Consider the following 25,363-nt stretch of genomic DNA (forward strand, 5'->3'; position numbering starts at 1 on the left):
AAAGTGTTGACTTATATTAGCTGGTATAATTGAATAAAGTCCTATTTAGTGAAGAAAAACGCTAAATTCTACTACTTGAAATAAATTATTTTTACTGGACATCTGTCTTTTCTACGATCCTATAGATGTAATCCGCATTCTCTATAGGGTTTTCTTTATTAAGGTAGTAATCTTCAGCTAACCAATATCTTTTTTGATATTTTTCCATTCTAGTTTGATAAGCACCAAGATAAACATCTCTGCCCAATACTCTCTTGGATCTTAACTCATGGCTACATTCAAGAAAAACACTAAAATCAAAGAAACTACGCCATTCTTTTCTTAGTAAGAAAACCCCTTCAATAATAATGATTGCATTAGATGGTATGTTTACATTTTTATTCCGTATAGCGTTTATTGAATGATCATAAAAAGGTAGAGTAATAGGACTATTGTTTCTATTCAACTTTCTAAACAATTCTCCCTGAATTAGTTCGACATCCCATTGCAGATAGTAATATTCGTACCATTCAGCATTACCTGTTTGGTAACGTTTCTCCCTTTCAACAATGTAATCATCAATATGTAAAATAACAGTTTCGTAACTAGCTGCTATTAACTCACGTTTAAGTTTGCAAGCAAGTGTGGTTTTACCAGATCCACCTAATCCATCAATTCCAATGATAAATGGTCTGCCTCGTGAATATTCACACTTATACTGAGCTAACAGTGTTTCTGTCAACTTCCCTATTTCCATATATACTCCTCCCACAATCCGTAAGTTACGACTCATAAATACAAGTCCAACTTATTTTTTGTGTATTCTTCTCACAATATAAGAAATTTGCTAAAAGTATTAAGCATTATCTTATCGATATTTGTTTCCACATTAGTAGGCTTTGCTTTAATAACTAAAAATTTTGAATTACTACCTTATAAATAATTTCTAGTTCTTCTTCAGAACCCTATAGAAACACACCTAGTCCAGTCCAATTCTTACTTCTTTGTAAGGTTGCGTCCCGAAAATACGGATTTACAACCTTATTCTGTTTGAAGTGCTAAAATGAAGGGTTTAAAAAAGGAAATCCACGGGCGTTGGACCCCGTCGTTTTTTCGTTTATATGTATTAGCATTGTTCAAGCATCGTTCGCCAATTAAAGTTATAAATTTTAGTTCAATCTATTCACTGAATGTTATCAACCATCTACCATCTTTTTCAATTAAGCGATACAAACCAATTCCACCGTTTAGCCCCTCGAATACAGCATAGGTATTTATAAAACAAACCGCTTGACCTTCTGTAAATGAACAGCTTGGTTCATTTATATGATACTTTGTAAGTTTTAATGGATCTGCTGCTTCTGCTTTTAATCTTTCGTAGGTTTCATCATTTAATGATTCTCTATCTAAATATTTAAGCGAATCTTCAAAATTATAGTCATCCGTTAAAATATGCAGATATTCTTCTAAAGCATGAATAGATTCTCTTTCATTAGAACCTTCTTCATAATTTAGATATTCTTTTACTTTAGTATCAGATGATACGAGTTTAGAATCATTTTGAGAGTCCACTAATAAAAATATAATCCCTCCTATTAAAAAAACAAATAAACAAGCAATTAATGACAATTTTAATTTTGACAAAAACATAAAGCACCATCCTTCTTATGTTTAATTATGTTGAAAATAGCCGAAAACTTGATTTCAAGATAACTATACATTTCTTCAACTATAGCTCCAGATTGCGGAAGATGTAATTTAAGTTATTCGCTGTTATTTTATTTGTAAATTATCTTCTAGTTCCATCTTTTTAAGACAATTATTAAGGACCTTTTTATCAATTCCATTTACAAAAGAATACTTTTCTTTATAAATCGCTCTTATAGCTATTTTGATTTCTTCTTTACTTTGTTTAATCATATCTAAATTCTTAATAAAAAGGTTAAGTGGTATATCTTCCATCTCATTATGTAGAGATGGTTGTAGATATTTAATTTCTTCGTACTTTTTATAGTTATTTCTAGCAAAAAATCTATCTCTTTTGATACAATCTTGCTTTTCTTCTTCCGTATGTACAATATCCTCAGTTTCTGTTTCTAAGAAAATAGCTTTAAGTGATGAATTTCCAGCTGATATGGCATCTTTAAACAATAAATCTTCTAATTCAGCTAATGTTTTCGATCCTAATCCATTACTTCGAACAAGAGGATTAGTTGCTATATATACAATGAATCCTGAATTTACATCAGCAAAATAGTGTCCTGTTGCAAATGAAACAAGCTGATTTCCTTCCAACCCAATCAAAAAATGATAGTTATTCGGTCTTCTTGTCTTAGCATATTGTAAACTTTGAAGAAAAACACTATGCGGTTCTCTCACTTCAATAGGAAATGCCTGATCATATAATTCCATAACATTTTCTAGGTTAATTAAATTATCCTCTGAAATTTCTACCCACTGTATCGTCATAACATAACCACCTGTATAATATTCCATCATTTGTGTTCAATTGATTCTTATATAATTCTTATTCAGGAATCCTGCCCTATTGCTTAATACCAATTATTTCAAATACCAACCATTTACCATTTACTCAATATATTTTTTCACATAAAAAACAAGCTTACCTTGTTCCAGATAAGCTGGTATTAGGGAAAATCATTTGTGTTAATTTAGAAGATATGCACAAATTAGGTTATTTAATAAAAGGAGTTAGTATGGATAATTCAGCTTATTTTTTTGGCATCATCTTCTCTTATATTTCTAATAATAATCTCAAGTTCTTTTCTCGTATCCGGATGTACTACAATCTTATCTGTAAGATCTAAGGTAGAATATTTGACTTTTCTTCCCCATTTCCTTGAAAACGAACGCCAATCACAGACCATTTCAATGAGATATTTTCTCGGCATAGGCAATGCCTGTTTATTTTTCGGATCCACAACCCAATATTCCCAGTGATGCTTATTTTTATGTTGATGGTGCAGCCAGGCATTTTTCCATATCAATTCATCTTCAGCACTTTTTTCTCCATAGTAAAAAAATTTTTTGGCATAGGGAAGAAACTCTTTTGGCGAAAACTTTGACCAATCATGAATAATGCCTTGTATGTATAACCCTTGTTTCCAACATTCAATAAGAACGTTTAGTTTATGGTCAAGGATGTATAGGAAATTCCTCCAACAAGCTTTTAACATATAGTTATCACTTCCTAACCGAAAATTGTTATGTATAAGTTCTTTTTTGATATTTCATATTCCTATTGTTTCAATAGTTAAAAGCTAACTAATAGGGTAGCATAATCTTCAACACTTGCGCCCTATAATGGAATAACTACATTGCTTCATTAGTTCAACGCAGTATACAGTTAAATAAAATTAATTATTCAAATGTGTTGAGAAATCATTAAATGCATCTAGTACATCATCACCTAAAGGATGCCCAAAGTCTTGTGTTTTCAAAGGTAATATTCCTTCGCTTTCAAGTTGTTTAAAATACCATTTAAATCCTTTGTCAATAGCTTCTAGATAGTTTTCTAAATTAAATTTATATTTATAAATATTTTCTTTGGGATAATTGGTAGTATATTCAATAAAAAGGTTTACACCATCACTAAGAAACCTATAATAATCAGAATTTCCATGACAATCTAATTGCGCTTCTTTGATTTCTCCTTTATAAAGTTGTACAAGAGTAAAAAAGAAATGTGGTATTGCTATAAAACCTAAACCCGATTTAAAACTAAATAACTGTGTACCATCTGAAACGTCAATTTGAATGTTGCCGCCTTCAAAATGAATATCAATAAAACATTTATAGTTTGATTCCATAAATTTCACCCCTTCAACAATATATACTTCAACTAAAGTCTCGTTTATTTAATTTTATTTCCAGTAAATTCTAATATTTTTACATTAATATCTAAATCAATTATGAATTAAATGGCTTACTATTTATCAAAGCACAAATCCTTTGTTCTGGAAATGCTCCTAGATTGCTGAATAATAATATCCTATAAAAATTCAACACTAATAATTTTCAATTGTTGTAACACCATACTCTGTAACTAAAATGCGATGCGATAATTCTTCTAACCATATTTTTTCATTAAGTTTAATTAATCCATACTCATATTGATATGTACGACTTCCAATATTGATATTGATGTGCTTTGGATTTTCTAAGACATTTCGAATGGGTTCTTGATACCATTGTTGTACAGGGATTCTATATAATTCAAGAACATCTCCTACTTCCATATACTTATCTATATAAGTCCAGAAGTCTTTGTTGCCCAATCCCCTTGCTTCATATAAATATGGCAAAGTTATAATTTCTTGAACTATTTTAATCCAATATGGATCTAAATCAAGAACAAAGAAACTCAATCCCTTTTCAAAAAAGCCTCCATTATTTTCCTCAATTTCCTTTGGAATAATAAAGGGCTTTGTTGAGGCTAAAAACTGAATTTCCGACAAAGTACCACTTCCTTCTTAACAACAATAATTTCCTCGTTATTCAGCTATCCTGCCCATTTGCTTAATACCAATTATTTCATAATCTAATAATTCCTACAATATGAAATTCCCTTTGACCACGACAAAAATGGCGCTGATCCTTGTTCCTGGATTGCGCCCGATTGCTGAAGATCGTTGATTTTGGTAAAGGCTACACATGTCTTCTAGTAAAGCTCCAGATTGTAGCATATTGGTGAGTATTAATCTTCATATAAATATTTAATAATGTTGGGAAAACGTTCTCTCCAAGATTCTTCGTTATGAACAGCATCTTCAATGATTGCAAAATGATAATTAATGCTTTTAATTTCTATTACATTTTTAAAGGAGATATTTGAGTTCAGGTAAGCACTTGAATCAAATGAGGCTGTTTCCTCTTTGGTTCCTACATCAAAATAAAACCTTTTAATATCTGTTAGGTCGCTTTTTTCGGCAAAGTTCTCTATGTCCTTTTGGTTTAGCCAATAAGCATTAGAAAGTGCAGCTACTCTTTTATATATGGAAGGATACTTACACATAGCATAGGTAGATATTAACCCTCCAGCTGAACTCCCAGCCATAGCAGTATCATCAACAATTGTTCTATACTTATTATCAATAAAAGGCTTTAGTTCTTTTGTGATAAATTCTATGTATTCTTCTCCTTCTCCACCTAAGTCAATTGAATTATCTATAAATAAACCTTCATTAACACTTTTCTCACTTACCCAAGGACCGAACTCATCTGAACGTTTTGTACCTTCTCCATTACAATCAATACCTACTACGATGATTTCTTTGCCGCTCTTTAATATACAATCCGCAATTCTCCAACTTGAACCAAAAAAGGAGTCTTCATCTTTAAATAGGTTTTGTGCATCGTGCATATATAACACTGGGTAATCCTTTGTTGAATTAACATATCCGCTCGGTAGTAATACGCTTATCTTCCGAGCTCTATTTAATGCTGTAATTTTAACTTCAAAAGTTTCAACCATACCTTTACTTCCTCTCAATTTTAATAACCATGTTATAAACAAATATTCAACAAACCCGTTTACTTAATTCCAATTATTTCATAATCTAAAAATCCCTTCAATAAGATATTTTCTTTGGCCAATATAAAAAAGGGTGCTGATCCTTACAGGATGCGCCCGATTGCGGAATAACAGTGAGGTATAGATTTCAGACCAAACTTACTTCCTTAATATGAATCTTTCATTAACTCTTGAATTTTGATTCTTAATTTCTCTTTAATTTCTCCATGACTTTCATCTGTATATTTATATTTTGGATCGCTCCATTTTTCACTAGAGTATTGCCAAACAGGATATGGAATTCGTTCTTTAGGTTCCCAATAATATCGGGGAAAAACATGTGCGTGTAAGTAAGCATCTGTGTTGCCATAAATGGAATAGTTGACTCTTCTAGGTTTACAAACTTCCAATATGGCTTCTCCAATCAAACTCATATCTAACAAATAATCACTACGTTCTTTCACATTAAGTGCTTCTAGTGATTCAAATGGCTTTGTGGGTAATAATACAGTATAACCAGGTAAGAATTGGGTGTCTCCAATAGCTGCAAAACCACTCTTCATTTTTACAATAACCATCGGGTTTTCCCCACTATGTGCGGTTGCAATCCTATCTTTTTTCCACTCTTCCTTAAAATTTGTTATCATCTTTTTCATCCCTAATAACCTTTAGTTAAAAAAGTCCCCTTCATTCATTAGTGTAATGTGGTTCTGTTGTTCATACCATCTTGGTTTAAATAGTTCGAAGTCGTTATGATCTTCTAATATAGTATGTAATCGATCAATCATTTCATTTACTTGGTCAGGTGCAAATCGTAGTGACCACACCACTGATGAAAAGATAACCATGGCAGCATAAACAGAATAGAGCACCCAAAAATCGTCTGGGACTTCGTTATTAAAATAACCTTTAATTTGACCGATGGAAAAGGGTACACTCAATTCTCTTTGAAATAAAGCTACTTTTACAAAATCGTGTATAGGGTCTCCCCAATCAAAGTTATCAAAGTCTATTACCCCGGCATATGTATTGTTAAATACTATAATGTTGCGTAAGTGAAAATCATCGTGCTGAAATTGATTGGGACGCTCTTTTAGCAAATACTTATTCTCTTCAATAAAATTTATAATTTTATCGTCATTTTTAATTTTTATTCCGCAGGATTTATAAGCATCGAGATATCGATAATGCTTCTCCATCGCTCGCTCAAACCACGGTTTGATTGACAAGAGGGCCTCAATATCATGCATTCTAGCTAGTTCCTTACCAGCTTCTATACCAATCACGTATTGTTCTTTATCTGTAAGGTTAGGTAATGCTTCTTTTACATCTACACCCTCAATATAGGAATAAAAAGCATAAAAAATATTTAAATCCGTAAGAATGCCCTTTTGAATTGGCTGAGGAGATTGAACATTGTTTTCTTGTATGTGTTTCAGCAGTTGAAACTCAATTTTCTTCTTCTCATACCCGTTGATATTCCCTATCTTTAATAAGTACTTTTTGTCTTCAAGACAAACTATGTATTTCTCATCTAGAGAATATCCTTTAGATAACTTTTCAATTCTATTAGCGCTTTGTAAGAAAGCTATTCTTTCCTGAAGAGTATGTAGAACGTCCTTCATTATTAACCTCCAATTTAATGAACTCTTGTCCACTTATCAAAGTTACTCAACATCCCCTTCCACGTTTTCTACGTTTGTTTGTGTACCTTCCTTCAACAAATCCCTTACAATCTTAGCATATGAAAGTGCATACCGTTCATTAATTTTTAAAAAATCCGTGTTCTTTTTCTAAGTTCGCAGCCCTAAAAATGTAAAATAAGCGCCAATTCTTGTTCCAGAATGGCGCCCGATTGTTGAAAATCTCTTATTAATATCTTATGAAGAGAACCATTTAGTGAAAGAAGAATTGATCTTAATCTGCAATCCTATTATTTAGAAATCCAATGAAAGCAACTTAGGTATATTAAGAAAAAATCATTACAGTTAAGAACACTTACTATGCTTTAATAAAGTACACAAGAAAGATAATAAAATCCCACTTATAAATCCACCTAAATGGCCAGAAACTGTTACCATTTGATGTGTTACTACAGAAAATATGATGGTTCCTATCCAACTGAACAGAGTGAACTGGATAATTAACTTAGAGTCAAACGAATTTAAGGTTTTATCTTTCTTCCCTACTAAAAATATAAAAAAACCCATGATTGCAAAAACGATTCCTGAAGCACCAACCCCTGGTTGTTCAGACACAATAATTACAAGTAGTGAAGTACAAATGATACTTATAAATAAAAATACTATAAATTTTATTTTACCAAGGATAATTTCTAAAGGTGGAGCCAGTACTAATAAAAAAAGCATATTAAATAAATAATGATATATTCCAAAATGCAAAAATGCATATGTTAATAGCCTCCAATAATCCCCTTCTAGAACATTATTTTTAACTAATCCACCCAATTGATAAACTACATAAGGATCTTCAATTCCATTAAGCCAAAACCAAATAAATAACATTACTAATGTATTAATTAATACTTATATTAAAGTTATCTGATACCTCCTCAAGTAGTCAATTAAACTTTCTGTTCTGATAAACATAGGATTCCCTCTTTTGATAAATAAAGATAGTGAACTATAATATTCTATAATTATTTTAGCTTCTGTAGATGGGTATTTATTCTTCTAAGTAATTTTTGTTCTTTTACAGAATAACTGCCTATTACTTAATACCAATTATTTCATAATCTAAGAATTGCTACAATAAGCTATTTACCATTTTGGCCATATAAAAACGAGCGCTGATCCTAGTTAAAGAATTGCGCCCGATTGCCGAAGACTCAATTTCGAGATAACTTGTATATGTTCTTCGATTAAAGCCCTAGTTTGTTGAGTTAAAAATTCCATATAACGGTAGTGGAAACTACGATTTCTTAAGTTGGTCAAATAATAATAATCTAATTGTCCCTTATTCTAACTTCTGCAAAAAGGTCACCTTTGGTCTTACATACTGGAAAAGAACTGCAATAACACAAAGTGCACTACAAGAAAGTAAGACATACGATATAATTTGAGCTCCTTCAGTAACAGAGGAGACCAGTTGCAATCCTAATACAAGCAGTACCAATGATATAAACGATAGGAAAATCGCAAATATATTTTTCTTGCTTTTAAAAATATAGTACCCGACAGTGATAATTAGAAATATACTACTTAACGCCATCACGACTGGGAAGGTCGGTTTATACTTTACGGCATAAACAAAGTAATCAAGTCTTGAAATATCACTAGCTATTAGTACCGAACCAGAGAAAGGAGTTGAATACTTCCATTCAAAGGGTCTATCCACAATTTCGGCACCTTCATACCAGGTTGCTAAGGTTGAAAAAAGAAAGAAAACTAAACCAATTCCTAATAGAACTATTAACCTATACACATTAAAACCTCCATACATAATTTCCAATTCCCTTGTAATACTTAGACGTTTATCAAGTACGTAAAGTTTAACCGTATTCCATTAAACTACCCTTTAACTTAATACCAATTATTTCAAATATACTCAGATCTGACAATCATTTTTCAAGACAAAAAGGACGCAATATTATATAAACGCGCCCTTTAAGGGAATAACCCACTTGATTCTTATATACATTTTTTCAAAATTTTATAAAACAACTGTACTTATAAGGTTGATTGTATCCTTTAAGAACTTCAGCGTTAGTATTTCTCGATTATTATTTTCACTTTCGTTTTTTCTTCGCTAGTTCCTTCTGGTTCAGAAATATTTTTAAGTGAATCTTCAACTATTTCTTGCATTAATATATCATCAATCTTGGCATCCTTTGGGGTACCTACCGAAATGGTAAATTCACCAGCACCACCATCTAACATTATTGCGAGTGAATCACTTTCAAGTTCCGTTTGCTCTGTAACTGATGCGATGATTTCGTTTTGTAATTCGGAAAATAATTTTTCTTGAGAAACTACTACTTCCTGCTCGCTTTCTACCACTTCATTTGTATTACATCCAACTAAGTGAATTGATGAACAAAATACAATTCCTAAAATTATAGCCTTTTTTATCATTTCTAATTCCCCCTTTTAAAAAAATTACCTATTCCACAACAAATTAATATAGGTCTGTTGTTGCTCCTAATGTAGCACCATGAATCATTGATTCATCACTAAACTTTAGTAAATCACTTGGTTTTCCTGTAACTATCACACCAATAATTTTTAAGTTCCCAGGTTCTAGGTTTATTTCACCCTCATTCGTTATATTCGTGATAATTCGCTTTGCATCTTCTTGATAATCGCCACCATCTTCTTTTACCTCCTCTAAGATTGAGATAAAGTTAGAGGCCGAATTGGATTCTGCAACTCGGTTATATGTAAAGCCATAAGCTTGAAAACCATGGATAGTAGCGTCTTGGAAATTCTTATCTTCGTTAAACTTATTATTATTTTCTATTTGATCTTTACTGAACGTATCTACCCAATACCATGCTAATTGATCCTTAAATACTTTGTTTACTTTTTCAATGGAGTAGGCTTCATCAAATGAAAAAGCCATTTCTACCACCGTGTTATCGTCAATCACATTAAGTAATGTTCGATCATCAAATATTTGCTTATAATTTACTTGTGGATGAAAAAATTCGACGACTCTTTCTCCTTCATAGTACATAGGAATTCGCTCATCATCTGAGTAGCCGAAGCCAGAAGGACCATGAGTTGAAATGAGTCGAGATGTTCCCAAAATAGTAAAAACTTTTTCCTGATCCCCCCATGGAATTGGTACTCCTCCAACCACTTTTACTAACTTGGTTTTTGCTGTTGCAGAAGTTAGAGAATAATTAAATAGAGTGCCTAGTTCTACAAAGTTGGCCCCCATAATTTTGTTCCAAGTCGAATCTAAGCTTGTCTCCTTTTCCATTTTTATTATCATTACTCTATTGCCAATAAAATAGAGCCCAAATAAAACGATGAGACTTATAACAAATGAAATGAGCACCATTTTTATAATGGAACGTTTCTTTGCTTTTTTTACTAATTTCTCAAACTCAAAATCCTTTGGAAGAAACTCATTTTCCTTGTTCATTTTCGTACCTCCTATATTGTTCTATAAATTCTTTCCTTGCCCTATGGAGAATAGTCTTAACAGATCCTTCTTTCATGCTATACAGCTCTGCTATCTCTTTTATTTTTAATCCTGTACTATATCTCAGAAGAAGCAATTGCCTGTATTTCGGTTTTAATTTAGTTAAGATTTCATGAATATCTCTTTCTAGTTCACTTTGCATGAGGGCTTTTTCAGGTGTTTCTTCCTCAAATATTTCTTGTACATTGAATTTCAATAATATATCTCTTCGTCTGGTTCTCTTACGGGACATATCATAGTATTGATTTACTGCTACTCTAAAAAGCCAACTTTGAGTATTATTAAACTGGACTGAGTCTATATATTGTAAAAATTTATAAGCAGTATCTTGAATAACATCTTCTGCATCCTCCTTTGAAGCACCCATTTTTCTTAGGTAAGAGTAAGCAAATTTTAGTATCTCATTTAGTTTTTCCCCCATCATGGAATCATTCATTTCAAACCTCCCACCTTTAAAACGTTTCAATAATAAAAAGGTTAACAAAACAATTACAAATTTAGGTTGCTAATTTCTCTTTAACGTATATTTCTTTAGTTGAGAAATAAAAAATGAACTTGGCAAGAAAGTTTTCGCTTCTCGCCAAATTCATTAGAAGATATTGTTTAGAAAATATATTGATTACATTTAACTAATCTTCGACAGCTACTGGCTATTTATTGTTTGTTCTGCCATTTGTATATTCACTCCAATTAATCTCAAACAACCTTTATATGAATTACCAACAAATCTCTTGAACTCTTCCTCCACAATCTGGCCCTAAAACGAAAAATAGGCGCTGATCCTTGTTTCAGGAAAGCGCCCGTTAGTTGGACAACACCTATTTAACTTTTGCACTAGTTGCTTACCTATGCAATAATGTTGTGTATATTTATATATAATTTGAAACTTGAAAACAAATCTGCCGCGACCATAAGTATTTCATTTTAGTATGCCAGAACATAAAACTTCACTTCAGTTTTCTTTATTAAAGTTATTTTCCCCTAAGGTTTTTTAATTTATTTAAACACATCAAAAACTTTACTTTCACCATCTTCATACTGGCAAATAACGATTTGTAACTTTTTTACATCCCAATCTAAGGAACGTAAATATATAAACGAATTATTCAACTCTACAATTTTGTCACTAGTATGATATTGTAAATCAAAATATTTATCGTATTGTTCGTTAAAACCAGGAGTTTCAATGGTACTTGGTATAAACACTCCAGAAGGCTGTTCTTTAGTTTCTTTGATGACTCTAGAACTAATATCGTATTGATGGGTATATAGAATTTCGCTAGAAAAAGACATATCATCATTTCCAATAAAGATTGTTGTACCATCTTGAGATACAGCTGCCAACATATTGGAGATGTCATATGATTTCATGTGTTCAAAGGAAATACGATTCGTAACAATTGAATCATCCATATTATATACAATGACCCCAAATGTACCCTGAATAACCGCTATGTTTTCATTAGCATATAAAAGTCGGGGCATTTCAGCACCTATATTCATATCTTCAATGTCAGACAGGTCTAGGGATAATTCTTCCCCTTCATTACCAGCACTCTCTATAACCTGCTTGCTTTCTGTACCTACAAAGGGACCTTTTAAAAAAGATATACTCAATATAAGAAAAATAGCTGCTGCAGAAGCTAATGCAGTCCAGTAGATTGGGTTTATCTTTTTTGATTTATTTTGTTTAATTTTCATTTGAATATCCTTCCTTTCTACAGTTGTAAATTCTACATTTTCATCTAGATAACTCTTCACTTTTTCTGATATCTTCTTATCAGAGTTATTCAAGTTTGCATCCCCTTTCAAGTTTTCTTTTTAGAGCATCTTTCCCGCGCAACAATCTTGATTTAACCGTATTTATACTAATATGGAGGACATCACTTATTTCTTTCATATTCATTTCCTGATAGTAATAAAGAATTAGGACTTCTTTGTATTTTCCTGAAAGACTAGCAATTTGCTGAATTATTTCATCGGAATTAAGTTGCTGATAAATTATGCGCCCGATAGTTGAAGATATTCAATTAATATCCTATTAAAGATAAGATCCAGTTAGTTGAAGAACTAGCATTTATTTCTAAAGCCCCCTTAATTTCTTCATGTCTTCTTTGAGCAATTTATTTTCTTTAAGTAGACCTTGTTCAATATATTTATAATCTTTAATGATTAAGTCTAAAAATAGGTTTACTTCGTCCATGTCAAAACCACCAAATATTTTCCTTTTGAATTCCTTATTGTGAATAAGCTCTTTATTTAATAGTAAATTAGGATGAATTTTTTCGCTATGAGAAGAAATTTTTTCAAATTCCATAGAATTGACTAGTCCATTAGTAAAATGTAGTAATTTTCTATCGCCAGAGTGATTTTCCATTACTATTTCTATCATTATATAATCAAGCTCTTCAGGAGATATAGAAGTTGTGGATATATTTACAATATTATAACCTTTCCTTATCATTTCATGGCAAACTTCATTTAATTTAGGGTAATCTTTAATATGTTCAGTTAACATTTTGAATAACATAATATCCTCCATCAATTAGAACTATTTATTATTTTCTCACGTAATAGTAATATAACCAATTAGTAATTAATGGTCTAATCAACTTAACTGCCACGTTAGCTAAATAACAAAAAAGGATCGCCGCTGCAAATCCCTCTGGAACTCAAGCAGATCGTTAGTTCAACAAGGATTAATTCTTATTTAAAAACTTTATCTATTTCGTCCTTGTCGTAATCTAATATCCAATCATTGTATGTATTATAAACGTCTCGTATGGATTCAGGTGAAGTAGCAAGCAAATCACATCCTCTATCATCGTACACGTGAAAAATAGTTTTCCTTTTGATATTTAAAAAATATATCCTATGAAAAATACTTGGTTGCATTCCTAAATCCTGATTGCATACTGCTTTTAACAATGGAATGTATTTCATATCAGATACTTTGCATTCAAGGGTAAACCTATGTGTTTTATATTTTCCGTGTTCATCATCTTCTGGGAAAATATAAGGTATTTCTGTATGTTTCAATTTATATAAGATTGATTTTTCATAGATATATGGAGAGAAAATCCTCGCTTTGTGCTTATAGGTTTTTCCATCTCCAAAATCATTCACATCTACTACAACAAAAATTTCCTCGTCTTGTGAATGCACTGATTCAAACATCGTGACAGCCCTCTTATAAACCCCCAGTACATAAGGACTGTTTTCGTAATGGTATTCTCTATCCCACTCTACCCCTAACTCGAACCGTATGCCGATTTCCCAGTTATAAAACAAGGGTGGTCTTAAATTTAAGTTAGGAAAATTTTCATTCATATAGTCATTTAAAAACATATCTACACCTCAATTTGTTTCTTTAATTTTACCATTTTTTCTTCAACTATCCTGCACTTTTACTTTAAGTACAATCCTTCACAATCTCTAAATATCTTAACATAAATATCCAATTTAACTGCAAAGTGTTATTCCATTATATGGCCCTTATATATAGTATCATGGTAAAAAATGAGGTTCGATCGAACCTCATTCTATGTTTACATGTTAATAAAGATATGGTTTATTTTAATTGATTTCCTTATAAATTGCGGCCCAATCGACCTTTAATTGTTCCTTCAATTTCTTATTTTCTTCTTCGAGATGCATCATTTTCTTTCGAAGTGATGCAATTATCACATCTTTAGAATGGTCTGTCATGTTTCGTTTTACTTGATTCGGTGAATCTAATTTTTCTTCTTGTTTTCTTAATGTTTCAATTCTCGACCTGATATCGCTGTGTTTATATAAAAATGGTTTTGATACCCCTGATTTTGCTGATACAGAATTAAAATTTATCTTTTCTTTATGTTTAATCATTTCTTTAATGGTACTTTCAACCTTTTGCTTTGCTTTTTGCTGTTTTTCTTCGATACTTCGAAGAAGTGGTTGAGTATTTGGGTTTATATTTGCCATTGTATTTCATCTCTTTCTATATTCAGTTTCTCAATTCTCTTCTTGTTTTAGGAAGTCCATAAATCCCACCATTTTTTATTATTCCATCTCTAATTTCTTTATACTTTTTCAATTTTGGCTGAATAATTTCAATTGATCTATTTCTACCTGATTTTTGATATATCTCAATATCAGATTCCATTTTAAGAATTTGGTCGTTATAGAAATCTAGAAACGTCAGATCTACATGGAAACTGCGGCAATTGTTTTTTATACATGGTGGTTCTAAAGTTTGTTCCAAAAAGTCACAATTATTTTTGGGGCTTTTAATACACAAACCGTGATCTAATCGAATGGAATCCAAATTGTGGCGGAGCCATTCTAACTCTAATCCATTTTCGTCTGCTTGTTTTTCTATACTAGTAGCGATAATTTTGCCACCTGGATTTAATCTTACAGCCCCATTACTTGTGGCTTTTTCCCATTCTTTTCGAAGGGTTGTATCATGAATCTGGGCGTATACCAGTGTCATTTCAGGGCTCACATGAGCCATCAGCTTTTGTACATGTAAAATGTTCATACCGTTATTAATAAGGTTTACTCCATAACGATGTCTAAATGCATGTGCTTTACATCGATAGATATCTCCGTTTTCATCCATTATATTATTTTCAATAGCTAGTTTATTTAAATTATTTACTACATTGTCACGCGAAATGGGCTGTCCTTTTCTTGTACCATGATAGGTTGGAAATAAATAATTTAATGGATTTGTTTCTGAAGTCGATTTTTCCCTTGTTAATTTTTGTTGGGAAAGCACAACCTTAGCTATTTCTTCCGAAATTGGGACCCGATGATTTTTCCCCTTTACTTTACGCTGATCTCCGGTAATCCACCAACCATCTTCTCTTTGAATCAAGCAATCTACTTTCAAAGAACACACATCTGAAATTCTAAAGCCTGATGTCTCTAACAATATTACAACCGGAATAATCTCCTGCGGCAGTTTTCCCATGTGATCAATGATCTGATTCCAAACAAAATCAGATATGTATTTAATTTCGTTAGATGCCTTTGGAGGTAGTCTAGGTTTATCTTCAGGTACAATTAGGATTCCTACAGGCTTTTTGGGAGCTTCATCCCATTCATATCTTTGAATATATACAATAAACGTTTCTAGTACAGATAATGAGCGATGGATGTGATTCTCAGTAGGGGGTTGACCTTTGTGAACGCTATCTCCACCCATTGGAGAGGTTCGCAAATAATGCATAAATTCCTCGATATCTCTCCTACTTAATGAGGTTAAGTCTTGCCAGTTTGGATACTTTTTATAAATATATTTAAAGAATTCTTGCAGCTTTGCCATGGTTTGTATGCCAGAACCCCAGCTTAAACTTTCTTGTATTAGAACACGTTTTTCGATATATCTTTTTGCCAAGTTTTGAAAAGGTCTTGGTACAGAAGTGAAATTTAAAGTGTACCCGCAATTACTGTTATTATAGTCAATACCTAGTTTTCGAACATCCCAAATATCTTTCTCTGTTTCCTTCCGTTGATCATACCAGTCAAAGAAAAATGAATAAATTCGGTTGTATAACTGGAGGTAGCCTTTTACTGTTAAGTCGCTTTTCCCATGTTCAAAAAGATAGGTTTTATAGTGAATTGAAAATTTCCCGTAAGGGATGTCTAGAATAGAACCAATATCAGAATAGAATCTGAAAATAAAATCTTGCAATTTATTAAATGCAGTAGAATTACTCCATACTGTTGCCATATTTATTTCTAAATTAGTCAACCGACTGAAGAAATAATATTTAAATTCATTTCTAATTCTTGGATTCAATGTTTCCTCAAATTTAATTATTGGGCTTTTTATTATTATTTCTTTTTTGTAAAGGGGACAATCTAATGCATCCCATTCTTCGTTTTCCCAATACCCACTTAACTCTTGTAAAATTTGCTCATATCTTACAGCTCTAGCTTGTTGTTCAGTTGCTTTATTTAATAAAATCATTCTTGTCACCTTTCATCTTGTCATGTGCTTTCTGCCACTCTTTTCGTATAGTGACATCGGTGGGATGAACATAAGTCTTAATTGTTGTTTGAACGTTCGAATGACCCAACAACTTTTGGATTATCGATATTTCTACCCCTTGTTCATGAAGCTCAGTGGCATAAGTATGCCTTAACATATGGGGGGTAATATCAATCTGGGTTTTCTTTCTTATACGTTTAATTACATCGAAAGCTGCTTGATAATTTAATGGTTCTCCCTTATTAGGACCAGTTAGATTTATAAATACATGATTGGTATCCGCGTCATGATAATCAATTAGGTAATCTTGAAAAACATTCATTGTATCGCCAGATACATATACTCTTCTTCCTTTGCCGTTTACAGTTTTAGATTCTCGTACTTGAATGGAGGTAGAGCCAATATCAAAGTCCTCGATCCATAAAGATAATGCCTCTCCAATTCTAAGACCGCCTTCATACAAAATTCGAACCAATAAAGCATCTCGAATATTGCTACACGCATCATGAATAGATTGAACCTGATCTTTTGTAAGTGTTAAAACCTCTCTCCGAGGTTCTTTAATTTTTAAAATGTTTTTATCAAGTGGCTTCCCCTTTGATATATGATGTAGAAAGGGTTTGAACGATCGGTAATTCCCAATCACTTGCTTCTTTGTTTTTTCTGATAGATCTTTTTCATAATCTTCAATTCGCATTAAATAATCGTAGAAACTCTGAACGCAAGTCACCATAGTATTAACTGTTCGCTCAGATCTCCTTGCTTTTGTTTGTTGAAATTGAATTACTTTAGTAGATTGATTAGGACTTCTTAGCCAAGATACATACTCCGCCAGAAGGTTAAGATCCACTTCCTTGTACTCTTTTTCTTTTTCGTTTAAAAATTGAAAGTAAAACTTTAAATAATGACAGTATGACTTTAAGGTATTTTCGGCCTTTCCAATGTTATCTAGATATTTAAGAAACCTTAAAACTGGACCGACAGGTTTGTTATCTCCATCAATAAGCAAATATCTTTTTCTGTCATTAATTAAAACCTCTTGCACTTTCATTAACATCACCTCCAAAAACAATAGTGATGTATTTTTGTTTCTCTTTCTATGAAAACTATGTTTACTATATTTATCTACTATATATATGTTGTAAATAAAGAAACAAAAAGGGCGTAGTAATTAACGTTATTAACGTTAATTACTACGCCCTGGTATACTACATATAATGGCCCTTTAATGGAATAAGAAAAATCCTCCTGTTAATACAGAATTTCAAAATCAAAAAGTACACTCCCATCCACAGGAGTGTACTTTTCTTTCCGTATTCCTTATCAGTAAGCAAATAAATGTCTTCCGATTCTTAAGTTTGGTGTAGTATTAACAAAAATCCACTCAGATGTAGCGGTTTGAGGATTATAATAATATGTAGATCCGTAGCTTGGATCCCAGCCTTTCCAAGCATCCTTGACAGCGTGGTATGCTATATATGTAGGGGTTAAATAGTATTGACCATCCTGCACAGCTGTAAAGGCATTTCTTTGGTAAATGACACCTTCTATCGTTGAAGGAAATTCAGAGGAATGCAATCGGTTCTTTATAACAGCAGCTACAGCTACTTGACCTTTATAAGTTTCTCCCCGGGCTTCCCCGTATACGATCTTAGCCATCTTTTCGATCTCTATCAGTCTATACATTGTTTCCGGATTAGCCACTCCATTGACGGAAAGTCCAAAATCCCGTTGCAAAAGCCGGACACCTTCCTCTGTTAAAGGTCCATAATATCCTGTAGGGGCAACTTCTAGATAACCCAACAATACCAGTTTTTCTTGCAGAGCGGTCACATGCTGTCCCTGATCTCCTACTTGCAGTGTATTCCAATTTGCATAGGATTCTTTTGGTAAAACCGACAGTGCTAAAGCGGAAACAAACACAAAGAAAATTACCTTCACTTTATTCGACATATAACAACCTCCTTTTTGTACATATACACCAACAGAAGAAATATAAAACTCAATTTCCATTTTTTAAGAAAATATTCCTGTATAAAACAGAGAGAAAGAACTAGATGGATTTACTTCTATACCAGCAAAGTACACTTTCTACCCACTGCTTTTTTATTTCTTGGGCTGGTACGATTTATACAGAGCGGAAGTGATTATCTTGTCGAAATTTATATAGCCTATAAAGTTTTTATAATGTTAGCGGTACCCTAAAAGCGAAAATACTACAGATTTCCCTAAGTGCTAAGTAACACTACTGTAGTTTACCTTGATCCCCAAAATAGGTATACTTTTTGGATCCTCTCAGCAAAGCCGAGGAAGATCCACAAGTGGAAAGTCCTTGCAAATATCAATCGGTGTAGCTCGAACCTAATTGATAAGGTTTAATAGGTTGTAAACCTTAATACCTTCTGTATACGATACATTGCTTTTTTAATTATTGTCATCTCATCCTTATAAGATTCAAAAGGCAATGTGTACATTTCATCCTCATTACTCCAAAGTCTTAAAAAGTACTCGTTCATATCCTTCATAACGTGCTCCTCATTTGAGGCTGTGATTTTAATATCGGTTTCCAAATTTAAGTCATAAAGATTTCTTCTTGTGAAATTTGCTGAGCCTCCTATGATCGTTGATTCAACGTCTCTTTTAAAATAAATCATTTTTGGATGGTATTGTTCCCCTTGGGTGTTGTACCATCTTAACTCAATATTTCCTTGTCCTTCCTCTACAAGTTCTGCAGCCACTGGCCTGTTAGGGAGTCCTATCTTCTGCTGCCCAAATGCATGTTCATTTGGATCAAGGATCAAGTTTACTGTCACTCCACGGTTCGCAGCAGCAATCAGTTCCTCGATAATCTTTCTCTCTGCTAAATAGAACATACCGACCCATATCTCTTCCTTATCTTTAGATATTTTAATTTCGTGAAGGGTGTGGTCTAGTATCTTGCGTTCGGTTAGAAGTTGAACCGCAATTTCGCCTTCCTCTGTGGTCCCTTTATATTCAGGCAACGTCCCACCACTTGAAAAATCTAGGACAGCTTGTTCTGTTTTTAATATGTCCGCAATGATTGGACCCTTTACTTCAAATGCGGTGTTTGAATGAAGTCCACTTGCATCATGCGGATTGGCAGAAGAGATGATGGCACTTTTATCTGTAGCGATCACCTTCCGATGGTTTGCCTTTATATTCATCAGTTTAAGATAGGAACGAACTGTCGTATCAGGGGCACTTTTAGCCATCGGATTCTGGATCCATCCCGAACCTCCTTGTCCAAACCATTGGAAGAACACTCTCCAAAGTCCCGAATACAAGGGGTTGGAATCCCTTAAAACTTTTACGTTCGTTTCAATCACTTTTATTCCATTCTCTTCTAACTTTTTTAGTTCTTCCGCTTCATGCGAGCCATATGTTGTGTTTATTTCATCTGTTATGAATACAATCTCCACCTCTGGATTCTCCTCTTTTTTTGAAAGCAGGGTATTCATTAATGTGTCACTTAATGGAGGATAGTCCATTTCTCCATCGTTATAACCATTGAAGAGAAACATATCCAACACAATAAATTCCTCGGCCTCTTCGATCACTTTGTAGATTCGGTCAAAAATTTCATGTTCCACTTGAATATCTTTCTCTCCATATGTTAAATCGTAGAGAAAATCCACGGCCGTTACATAGTGGATATCCCCTTCAAAGGAAACTCCTTCAGGTAATGGCTTATAACTGTGATAGATGCTTGTAACAGCAACAATAATAAAAAGCACTAATAAAATGGTTAACATTCTATTGTTCATTATCCATTTCTTCATATAATATCCCCCTAGATATTGTAGCAACAGAAACATAATAAAAAAGCTTGCCTGCTTTACAAGCTTTTTTGCATATCTTTTCCCACTTTGAATCCCTACTCAGGTGTTATCTCAAGCTTTATAAGTTGGTCGTCATCTGGTCCCGGGGTCCCTCTTCCATCTGTATTATTGGTTATAAAATATAGATTATTTCCATCAACGAATACATCACGGAGTCTCCCGTTTTGATTCCAAAGTGTTGCTTGCTTTCCAAAACGCAACTCGAATTCCTTGATCATTTCACCTCTAAGGCTTGCAACCAATAACACCCCATCTTTAAATACTAAACCTGACGGTGCCCATGTTTCTGATCCCGAGTGGAATAATGGTGCTTCCATTCCTTCAGGATGTTCATCTCCTGTGCCTTTTGGCCAACCGTAGTTCTTCCCTTTTTTGATTTGATTGATTTCATCAAAAGCAGAAGGGCCATGCTCAGTGGCATACATCTCCCCTGACTCCTCATTCCAGGCGAGACCTTGCGGATTACGATGACCAAAACTATAAATGTAAGAATTGGGATACGGGTTATCGCTAGGTACCGTGCCATCTAAATTCATACGTATTATACTGCCAGGTAGGGTCTCGGAGTCTTGTGCGAGAGCCGGATTGTTGGCATCACCTATTGTTGCATATAGTTTATTGTCAGGTCCGATCTTTACCCTTCCCCCATTATGGAATATAGCACCTTCTATCTCATCTAATAGCACTTTTTGTTCTGTCCATTTATCCTGATCGTATTTTATCACTACCATCCTATTCTTCACTACCTGCTCTGTCCCATAGGTATGATAAACAAATGCAAGTCCGTTCCTTTCAAAATCAGGATGCAATACCATACCGAGCAAGCCACCTTCCCCATAAACCAACAGCGGTTCATTGAGAATGACTTCCTCTCTTTTCATCCCTTCCGAATCTATCTTTACTACATGACCTGTCCTCTCTGTAATGAAGAAAGAATCCTCACTTTTGCTGATAGACCAAGGAACTTGCAATTTCGTCGCAAGCACTTCCATTTTGGATGCACTAAACACTAATTCTTGCACGCCTTCTTCCGGTCTAGCGTTAGTCTCTTTTGTTTCATTTTCGCTTTCCGACTGGTTTCCTTGCGTACAGGCAGTTAACAATAAACAAGTAAGAACACTTAATATAAATAGTTTCTTTTTCACAGATACACCCCTCTATTCTTTTCCCTCCCTAATTAGAGTCTAATCCAACTTTTAAAGGAAAATACAAAAAAACAAGACGTTTTTTCACGTCTTGTAGTCGTCAGGCTTTGTACTGACTTAAACCTGCTCAAAGTATGTTTTGTAATACCCTCCAATATGTCCGCTGTTATCTTCTACAAATATAAATTCTTCTGTCTCATTCTTTACATCGTATCTTTTCCCGACAGTAAGCATATTGCTCACAAGGTATTTTTTTGCGTCGGTATGTACACATTTCACTTTTTTGGTTGATTCCTTTTTATCCCAAGTATTATGTATCATTGATCAACACCTCCAAAATCTTTACGACTATATTTTACCTTAACCAATCCTGAAGAACAATCACAACTCCCTATACATATGATTACATGAGGTGATTTTTTAGTGATGAACCATACTTATACGGACCTACTTGCATTGTTTGGAATAGGTGGGGCACATCCTGGTGGGATTGAGCTTACAAAATCAATACTGCTGGAAGAGGGAATTTCCGGCAAGAGACTTTTAGAGGTTGGATGTGGGACAGGACAATCCTCCACATTCATCAAATCATTGGGAATTGATATTACACCCATTGATAGCCATCCTCTCATGGTGCAAAAGGCAAATAAAAGGTTTGCCAAGGAAAACATTGAATTAAGTGCACGGAAGATGAATATAGAAAAGTGTGATTTTGAAGATTGCTCCTTCGACTTTATTCTTTCTGAATCGGTCTTATCTTTTACCAATACAACGAAAACCCTACCCGAGCTTTTACGGATTCTTAAGGGTGACGGTATGCTAGTTGCTGTAGAAATGACAAAAAAAGCGACACTCCCTTCAGAACTTGAAAATAACATGAGAAGATTCTATGGTATGCCAGCTATTTTGACTAGACAAGAATGGAAAAGCCGTTTCAACTCATCAGGATTTCGCTCTGTATCTATTTCCACTTACTCATTACAGGACCTTGAGCCTTCGGAACCAGATATCGATCCTTCGACTGATATAGATGAAACCTTATTTGAAATTATGCACAAGCATGAAAAATTGACTCTGGAATCCCAGCAACACATAGAACTGAGTATTATCAAAGCAAAACGTTAAAAGCTAAAGCCTCTTCTTTCTGGCTTTAGCTTTCTTTTACTATTTCCTGCTCTTTGTGTTGGAAATCGTCCTTCATTACAATGGTAAGGAGATTTCTTTTCCCGAATAGTTGCAACTCATTATACAGGCTGTCAGGCTTGAAATTCACTAAACGGACAGGCAAAAACTTGTTAGTGAAAATATATGCACCTTTAGAGGAACGCCCTATCTGTTTAAAGACCATTTTGCGTATGTCTGTGCAGATAATTTCTTTATTGATAAGAACTATATGAAAGAACAATACTTGATAGTGAATAGAAAATTCATTCACCTTTACTTGATAACGGATGAAATAAGAAAAAACGATGATAAAAGCAATGGACAATTGTACAAGCGCTCTACCGTAATTAGCATGAAGAAGTTGATAGATACCTTGAACCAACATTAGTGATAGGATAAAACTGTGAACAACAGTGGGATATTTAGCATAGTAGGTCATAGAAATACTCCTCCATTCTTTCCAAAGTAGGATAACTTTGGTTTCCTGAACTTATTTTCCCAATAAAATCCCATTTTTATCCTTCTTTTTGTGAAAACTAGGTAATATCTACAATATATATCATCTCATGGCAACATTTATACAGTGAAACACTTGTACTTTCTTGTTAGGATGTTCATTAGAGTGTCCGAGAGTTGATGATTAAGTTGATGATTAACACAACAAGGAGGAACTTCTTTATGAAAAAACTTATTGCATTTTCAACTGCAGCTGTAGCATTATTTGCCGGCACAGGCTTTCATGCACAAGCGGCAGGATCACATAAAGTACAATCCGGCGATTCGCTGTGGAATATAGGTAAAACGTACGGAGTTTCCGTAAAGGAAATGAAAGAAATGAACAATAAAAATAACCATTTGATTTTCCCCGGAGAAGCATTGCAACTACCTGAAAAGGTTTCCGATGGAGAAAAAGAATTATTGGCTCGCCTTGTTCATGCCGAATCAAAAGGAGAACCATATGAAGGAAAAGTTGCAGTAGCAACGGTAGTATTAAATCGTGTAGACAGTGAGACTTTCCCGGATTCCATCAAGGAAGTAATTTATGAAACCTCTCCTGGTGGTATTTATCAATTCTCACCAGTCGGAAACGGACAAATAGATAAAGCTGCTGATGAAGAAGCACTTAAAGCAGTAGAAGAAGCAATTGCTTTCCGTGGGGACGGCAACAACTCTCTATACTTCTTTAACCCTGATAAAACAAGTGACCAATGGATTCGTACAAGAAAAGTAACGAAAACAATTGGTAATCATGTCTTTGCACAATAAGATAGTAAATAAAAACGAGGTGCTGGATCTCTTATCCAGCACCTCGTTTTTATATGGCTTTATAGTTTTTATGATTGATTACTGTGCGAATTGGCTCTCCTGTATTTGGATTCTTCCCTAACTCCACAATCACTGAGCTATCTCGTACAACAATAACTGTTCCCTTACTTCCTTTTTTTGATCCCTTATTTATCTGTATCATATCCCCGACTTGAACGTTGGTCGTTTTTGTTTCTTCCATGATTTATTCCACCTTTACTACTCAATTTTATTGTACTATCTATCCTCTATTATCCCCTTATTCCGCTAAATATCTTTTTATATGAAAAAAAGTTGTCTCCCTGATGGCATCAGTTTCATTAAAAAGCTGATGGTTTCCTTCATCTATTAGGATACATTTCGAAAGAGGATATTTATCCAATAGAAAACGGATATTGTATTTCCAATCAACCGTCGTGTCTTTATTCCCCTGTATAATGTATAGATGCTCATTACTAATTGGAGATTTTGGAAGGTTATTATACCATTTCGTGAAAGAATGCAGCCAATTTACTGGCAATAGGGAAAACTGAAGGGGATCATTTTTAACGAATTTGAGATAGTCCAAATCCGAAGAGTTTTTACGGAATGTCCTTTTTATATGCTTCACTTTCTTCCCAATGATTTTAACACCAATTTTCGAAAAAGACCATAAATATGGTTGTACTAAAGGAGCAACCATGATTGTTTTATTGAAAGACATTCTTTCACTGTTGATATAATCGAGAATAATTGCAGCTCCTGTGCTATGTCCAATGACAGACCATTTCGAATCGTTTAAACCTTGTTTTTTAAAATGAGTCTGCACCGCATGGAGAGCTACTGAATAGTCATTAAAATCCTTGATATCGCCTCTTTCACCAAAGGAATGGCCATGGCCGGGTAAATCAAATGTAACAATTCCATAGCCCTCAGACAATAAAGAATCAATGAGTTTTGAAAAGGATCCAGAATGATCAAGATAGCCATGCACGATGGTAACTAGCCCTTTTCTCTTTTTAGGAACAAAGGATTGGACGAAAATTTCAAGGTTTTTATGAACGATACGATTGCTTTCATGAATGGAAGTCCAATGTTGAAGCTCGTAAAATGACAGATACTCATCCTTTTCAAAAACAACCATAATTAACCATCCCCATAACTAAAAACTTTATTTCAATGCTTTATAAGATCATTCATCACTATCTTACCTTATTATGAGCAAAAAATCGTATAAACCTATACAAAT

Annotated in this window: 30 protein-coding genes; 2 read left to right on the forward strand and 28 right to left on the reverse strand. The window is 33.6% G+C overall.

What is annotated here, in order from left to right:
- Positions 1-91: 91 nt before the first annotated feature.
- From MKY77_RS12865 to MKY77_RS12985, 25 genes are all read right to left on the reverse strand, one after another.
- A complete protein-coding gene (locus MKY77_RS12865) occupies positions 92-736 on the reverse strand; it encodes a kinase (protein WP_064099872.1) in 645 nt (214 codons plus the stop codon).
- Positions 737-1,158: 422 nt separating this feature from the next.
- A complete protein-coding gene (locus MKY77_RS12870; protein WP_342515349.1) occupies positions 1,159-1,608 on the reverse strand; it encodes a hypothetical protein in 450 nt (149 codons plus the stop codon).
- Between the two features lie 144 nt (positions 1,609-1,752).
- Entirely contained in the window at positions 1,753-2,448 is a 696-nt protein-coding gene (locus MKY77_RS12875) for a GNAT family N-acetyltransferase (RefSeq protein ID WP_339146244.1), read from the reverse strand.
- Positions 2,449-2,705: 257 nt separating this feature from the next.
- A complete protein-coding gene (locus MKY77_RS12880) occupies positions 2,706-3,176 on the reverse strand; it encodes a DUF5662 family protein (protein ID WP_339146246.1) in 471 nt (156 codons plus the stop codon).
- Positions 3,177-3,356: 180 nt separating this feature from the next.
- Positions 3,357-3,809, reverse strand: coding sequence for a hypothetical protein (locus tag MKY77_RS12885; protein ID WP_339146247.1), 453 nt, complete (start codon positions 3,807-3,809; stop codon positions 3,357-3,359).
- 198 nt (positions 3,810-4,007) lie between these two features.
- A complete protein-coding gene (locus tag MKY77_RS12890; protein WP_339146248.1) occupies positions 4,008-4,457 on the reverse strand; it encodes a hypothetical protein in 450 nt (149 codons plus the stop codon).
- A 239-nt stretch (positions 4,458-4,696) separates the two neighbouring features.
- Positions 4,697-5,473 (reverse strand): alpha/beta hydrolase-fold protein, encoded by a 777-nt coding sequence (locus MKY77_RS12895; RefSeq protein ID WP_339146249.1) that lies wholly within the window; start codon positions 5,471-5,473, stop codon positions 4,697-4,699.
- Positions 5,474-5,679: 206 nt separating this feature from the next.
- Positions 5,680-6,168: a hypothetical protein gene (locus MKY77_RS12900; protein WP_342515350.1), complete on the reverse strand. Its 489-nt coding sequence runs from the start codon at positions 6,166-6,168 to the stop codon at positions 5,680-5,682.
- Between the two features lie 12 nt (positions 6,169-6,180).
- Positions 6,181-7,137 carry an aminoglycoside phosphotransferase family protein gene (locus MKY77_RS12905; RefSeq protein ID WP_342515351.1) on the reverse strand — a complete coding sequence of 319 codons (957 nt, stop codon included), beginning with the start codon at positions 7,135-7,137 and terminating at the stop codon, positions 6,181-6,183.
- Positions 7,138-7,500: 363 nt separating this feature from the next.
- Positions 7,501-8,037: a rhomboid family intramembrane serine protease gene (locus tag MKY77_RS12910; protein WP_342515352.1), complete on the reverse strand. Its 537-nt coding sequence runs from the start codon at positions 8,035-8,037 to the stop codon at positions 7,501-7,503.
- Between the two features lie 451 nt (positions 8,038-8,488).
- Positions 8,489-8,956: a DUF4306 domain-containing protein gene (locus MKY77_RS12915; RefSeq protein ID WP_339146255.1), complete on the reverse strand. Its 468-nt coding sequence runs from the start codon at positions 8,954-8,956 to the stop codon at positions 8,489-8,491.
- A 281-nt stretch (positions 8,957-9,237) separates the two neighbouring features.
- Positions 9,238-9,606, reverse strand: coding sequence for a topoisomerase (locus tag MKY77_RS12920; RefSeq protein WP_339146257.1), 369 nt, complete (start codon positions 9,604-9,606; stop codon positions 9,238-9,240).
- A 43-nt stretch (positions 9,607-9,649) separates the two neighbouring features.
- Complete coding sequence (locus MKY77_RS12925) at positions 9,650-10,621, reverse strand: anti sigma factor C-terminal domain-containing protein (RefSeq protein ID WP_339146259.1); 972 nt, start codon at positions 10,619-10,621, stop codon at positions 9,650-9,652.
- On the reverse strand, positions 10,605-11,117 hold the full coding sequence (locus MKY77_RS12930) for an RNA polymerase sigma factor (RefSeq protein WP_339146260.1): 513 nt from the start codon (positions 11,115-11,117) through the stop codon (positions 10,605-10,607). Before MKY77_RS12930 ends, MKY77_RS12925 begins: the two co-directional genes overlap by 17 nt.
- Before the next feature lie 560 nt (positions 11,118-11,677).
- A complete protein-coding gene (locus MKY77_RS12935) occupies positions 11,678-12,475 on the reverse strand; it encodes a hypothetical protein (RefSeq protein WP_339146261.1) in 798 nt (265 codons plus the stop codon).
- Positions 12,468-12,707, reverse strand: a complete 240-nt coding sequence (locus tag MKY77_RS12940; RefSeq protein WP_339149811.1) for a sigma-70 family RNA polymerase sigma factor — start codon at positions 12,705-12,707, stop codon at positions 12,468-12,470. Before MKY77_RS12940 ends, MKY77_RS12935 begins: the two co-directional genes overlap by 8 nt.
- A 57-nt stretch (positions 12,708-12,764) precedes the next feature.
- Complete coding sequence (locus tag MKY77_RS12945; RefSeq protein ID WP_339146262.1) at positions 12,765-13,211, reverse strand: DivIVA domain-containing protein; 447 nt, start codon at positions 13,209-13,211, stop codon at positions 12,765-12,767.
- 176 nt (positions 13,212-13,387) lie between these two features.
- Positions 13,388-14,011, reverse strand: a complete 624-nt coding sequence (locus MKY77_RS12950) for a DUF3885 domain-containing protein (RefSeq protein ID WP_342515353.1) — start codon at positions 14,009-14,011, stop codon at positions 13,388-13,390.
- Between the two features lie 246 nt (positions 14,012-14,257).
- On the reverse strand, positions 14,258-14,644 hold the full coding sequence (locus MKY77_RS12955) for a DUF6262 family protein (RefSeq protein ID WP_339146265.1): 387 nt from the start codon (positions 14,642-14,644) through the stop codon (positions 14,258-14,260).
- A gap of 22 nt (positions 14,645-14,666) precedes the next feature.
- Positions 14,667-16,640 (reverse strand): tyrosine-type recombinase/integrase, encoded by a 1,974-nt coding sequence (locus MKY77_RS12960; RefSeq protein WP_339146267.1) that lies wholly within the window; start codon positions 16,638-16,640, stop codon positions 14,667-14,669.
- Entirely contained in the window at positions 16,624-17,712 is a 1,089-nt protein-coding gene (locus MKY77_RS12965) for a tyrosine-type recombinase/integrase (RefSeq protein ID WP_339146269.1), read from the reverse strand. Before MKY77_RS12965 ends, MKY77_RS12960 begins: the two co-directional genes overlap by 17 nt.
- Before the next feature lie 272 nt (positions 17,713-17,984).
- Positions 17,985-18,614 carry a cell wall hydrolase gene (locus tag MKY77_RS12970; RefSeq protein WP_339146271.1) on the reverse strand — a complete coding sequence of 210 codons (630 nt, stop codon included), beginning with the start codon at positions 18,612-18,614 and terminating at the stop codon, positions 17,985-17,987.
- A 422-nt stretch (positions 18,615-19,036) separates the two neighbouring features.
- On the reverse strand, positions 19,037-20,461 hold the full coding sequence (locus MKY77_RS12975; protein ID WP_339146273.1) for a phospholipase D family protein: 1,425 nt from the start codon (positions 20,459-20,461) through the stop codon (positions 19,037-19,039).
- 95 nt (positions 20,462-20,556) lie between these two features.
- Positions 20,557-21,666: a PQQ-dependent sugar dehydrogenase gene (locus tag MKY77_RS12980; protein ID WP_339146275.1), complete on the reverse strand. Its 1,110-nt coding sequence runs from the start codon at positions 21,664-21,666 to the stop codon at positions 20,557-20,559.
- Between the two features lie 117 nt (positions 21,667-21,783).
- A complete protein-coding gene (locus MKY77_RS12985; protein WP_339146277.1) occupies positions 21,784-21,987 on the reverse strand; it encodes a DUF6501 family protein in 204 nt (67 codons plus the stop codon).
- A gap of 105 nt (positions 21,988-22,092) precedes the next feature.
- On the opposite strand from MKY77_RS12985, the gene MKY77_RS12990 reads away from it, so the two are divergent.
- On the forward strand, positions 22,093-22,791 hold the full coding sequence (locus MKY77_RS12990) for a class I SAM-dependent methyltransferase (RefSeq protein WP_339149812.1): 699 nt from the start codon (positions 22,093-22,095) through the stop codon (positions 22,789-22,791).
- A gap of 25 nt (positions 22,792-22,816) precedes the next feature.
- Here MKY77_RS12990 and MKY77_RS12995 read toward each other — a convergent pair whose 3' ends face one another.
- Positions 22,817-23,269 carry a hypothetical protein gene (locus tag MKY77_RS12995; RefSeq protein WP_339146279.1) on the reverse strand — a complete coding sequence of 151 codons (453 nt, stop codon included), beginning with the start codon at positions 23,267-23,269 and terminating at the stop codon, positions 22,817-22,819.
- 239 nt (positions 23,270-23,508) lie between these two features.
- Here MKY77_RS12995 and MKY77_RS13000 point away from each other — a divergent pair, with 239 nt between their 5' ends.
- Entirely contained in the window at positions 23,509-24,096 is a 588-nt protein-coding gene (locus tag MKY77_RS13000; RefSeq protein WP_342515354.1) for a cell wall hydrolase, read from the forward strand.
- A gap of 49 nt (positions 24,097-24,145) precedes the next feature.
- Here MKY77_RS13000 and MKY77_RS13005 read toward each other — a convergent pair whose 3' ends face one another.
- Together MKY77_RS13005 and MKY77_RS13010 are read right to left on the reverse strand one after the other, a co-directional pair.
- Positions 24,146-24,337, reverse strand: a complete 192-nt coding sequence (locus tag MKY77_RS13005) for a DUF2187 family protein (RefSeq protein ID WP_339146282.1) — start codon at positions 24,335-24,337, stop codon at positions 24,146-24,148.
- A 57-nt stretch (positions 24,338-24,394) separates the two neighbouring features.
- Entirely contained in the window at positions 24,395-25,258 is an 864-nt protein-coding gene (locus tag MKY77_RS13010; RefSeq protein WP_339146283.1) for an alpha/beta hydrolase, read from the reverse strand.
- Between the last annotated feature and the right edge of the window lie 105 nt (positions 25,259-25,363).

Source organism: Sutcliffiella sp. FSL R7-0096 (assembly GCF_038595065.1).
Taxonomy (GTDB): domain Bacteria; phylum Bacillota; class Bacilli; order Bacillales; family Bacillaceae_I; genus Sutcliffiella_A.

What these genes read in the sequence shown, in the direction of transcription:
- MKY77_RS12865 (WP_064099872.1), bottom strand. Translation starts at nt 736, where the DNA reads ATGGAAATAGGGAAGTTGACAGAAACACTGTTAGCTCAGTATAAGTGT.
- MKY77_RS12875 (WP_339146244.1), bottom strand. Translation starts at nt 2,448, where the DNA reads ATGACGATACAGTGGGTAGAAATTTCAGAGGATAATTTAATTAACCTA.
- MKY77_RS12880 (WP_339146246.1), bottom strand. Translation starts at nt 3,176, where the DNA reads ATGTTAAAAGCTTGTTGGAGGAATTTCCTATACATCCTTGACCATAAA.
- MKY77_RS12885 (WP_339146247.1), bottom strand. Translation starts at nt 3,809, where the DNA reads ATGGAATCAAACTATAAATGTTTTATTGATATTCATTTTGAAGGCGGC.
- MKY77_RS12895 (WP_339146249.1), bottom strand. Translation starts at nt 5,473, where the DNA reads ATGGTTGAAACTTTTGAAGTTAAAATTACAGCATTAAATAGAGCTCGG.
- MKY77_RS12900 (WP_342515350.1), bottom strand. Translation starts at nt 6,168, where the DNA reads ATGAAAAAGATGATAACAAATTTTAAGGAAGAGTGGAAAAAAGATAGG.
- MKY77_RS12905 (WP_342515351.1), bottom strand. Translation starts at nt 7,137, where the DNA reads ATGAAGGACGTTCTACATACTCTTCAGGAAAGAATAGCTTTCTTACAA.
- MKY77_RS12910 (WP_342515352.1), bottom strand. Translation starts at nt 8,037, where the DNA reads ATGTTATTTATTTGGTTTTGGCTTAATGGAATTGAAGATCCTTATGTA.
- MKY77_RS12920 (WP_339146257.1), bottom strand. Translation starts at nt 9,606, where the DNA reads ATGATAAAAAAGGCTATAATTTTAGGAATTGTATTTTGTTCATCAATT.
- MKY77_RS12925 (WP_339146259.1), bottom strand. Translation starts at nt 10,621, where the DNA reads ATGAACAAGGAAAATGAGTTTCTTCCAAAGGATTTTGAGTTTGAGAAA.
- MKY77_RS12930 (WP_339146260.1), bottom strand. Translation starts at nt 11,117, where the DNA reads ATGAATGATTCCATGATGGGGGAAAAACTAAATGAGATACTAAAATTT.
- MKY77_RS12945 (WP_339146262.1), bottom strand. Translation starts at nt 13,211, where the DNA reads ATGTTATTCAAAATGTTAACTGAACATATTAAAGATTACCCTAAATTA.
- MKY77_RS12950 (WP_342515353.1), bottom strand. Translation starts at nt 14,011, where the DNA reads ATGAATGAAAATTTTCCTAACTTAAATTTAAGACCACCCTTGTTTTAT.
- MKY77_RS12955 (WP_339146265.1), bottom strand. Translation starts at nt 14,644, where the DNA reads ATGGCAAATATAAACCCAAATACTCAACCACTTCTTCGAAGTATCGAA.
- MKY77_RS12960 (WP_339146267.1), bottom strand. Translation starts at nt 16,640, where the DNA reads ATGATTTTATTAAATAAAGCAACTGAACAACAAGCTAGAGCTGTAAGA.
- MKY77_RS12965 (WP_339146269.1), bottom strand. Translation starts at nt 17,712, where the DNA reads ATGAAAGTGCAAGAGGTTTTAATTAATGACAGAAAAAGATATTTGCTT.
- MKY77_RS12970 (WP_339146271.1), bottom strand. Translation starts at nt 18,614, where the DNA reads ATGTCGAATAAAGTGAAGGTAATTTTCTTTGTGTTTGTTTCCGCTTTA.
- MKY77_RS12975 (WP_339146273.1), bottom strand. Translation starts at nt 20,461, where the DNA reads ATGAAGAAATGGATAATGAACAATAGAATGTTAACCATTTTATTAGTG.
- MKY77_RS12985 (WP_339146277.1), bottom strand. Translation starts at nt 21,987, where the DNA reads ATGATACATAATACTTGGGATAAAAAGGAATCAACCAAAAAAGTGAAA.
- MKY77_RS12990 (WP_339149812.1), top strand. Translation starts at nt 22,093, where the DNA reads ATGAACCATACTTATACGGACCTACTTGCATTGTTTGGAATAGGTGGG.
- MKY77_RS12995 (WP_339146279.1), bottom strand. Translation starts at nt 23,269, where the DNA reads ATGACCTACTATGCTAAATATCCCACTGTTGTTCACAGTTTTATCCTA.
- MKY77_RS13000 (WP_342515354.1), top strand. Translation starts at nt 23,509, where the DNA reads ATGAAAAAACTTATTGCATTTTCAACTGCAGCTGTAGCATTATTTGCC.
- MKY77_RS13005 (WP_339146282.1), bottom strand. Translation starts at nt 24,337, where the DNA reads ATGGAAGAAACAAAAACGACCAACGTTCAAGTCGGGGATATGATACAG.
- MKY77_RS13010 (WP_339146283.1), bottom strand. Translation starts at nt 25,258, where the DNA reads ATGGTTGTTTTTGAAAAGGATGAGTATCTGTCATTTTACGAGCTTCAA.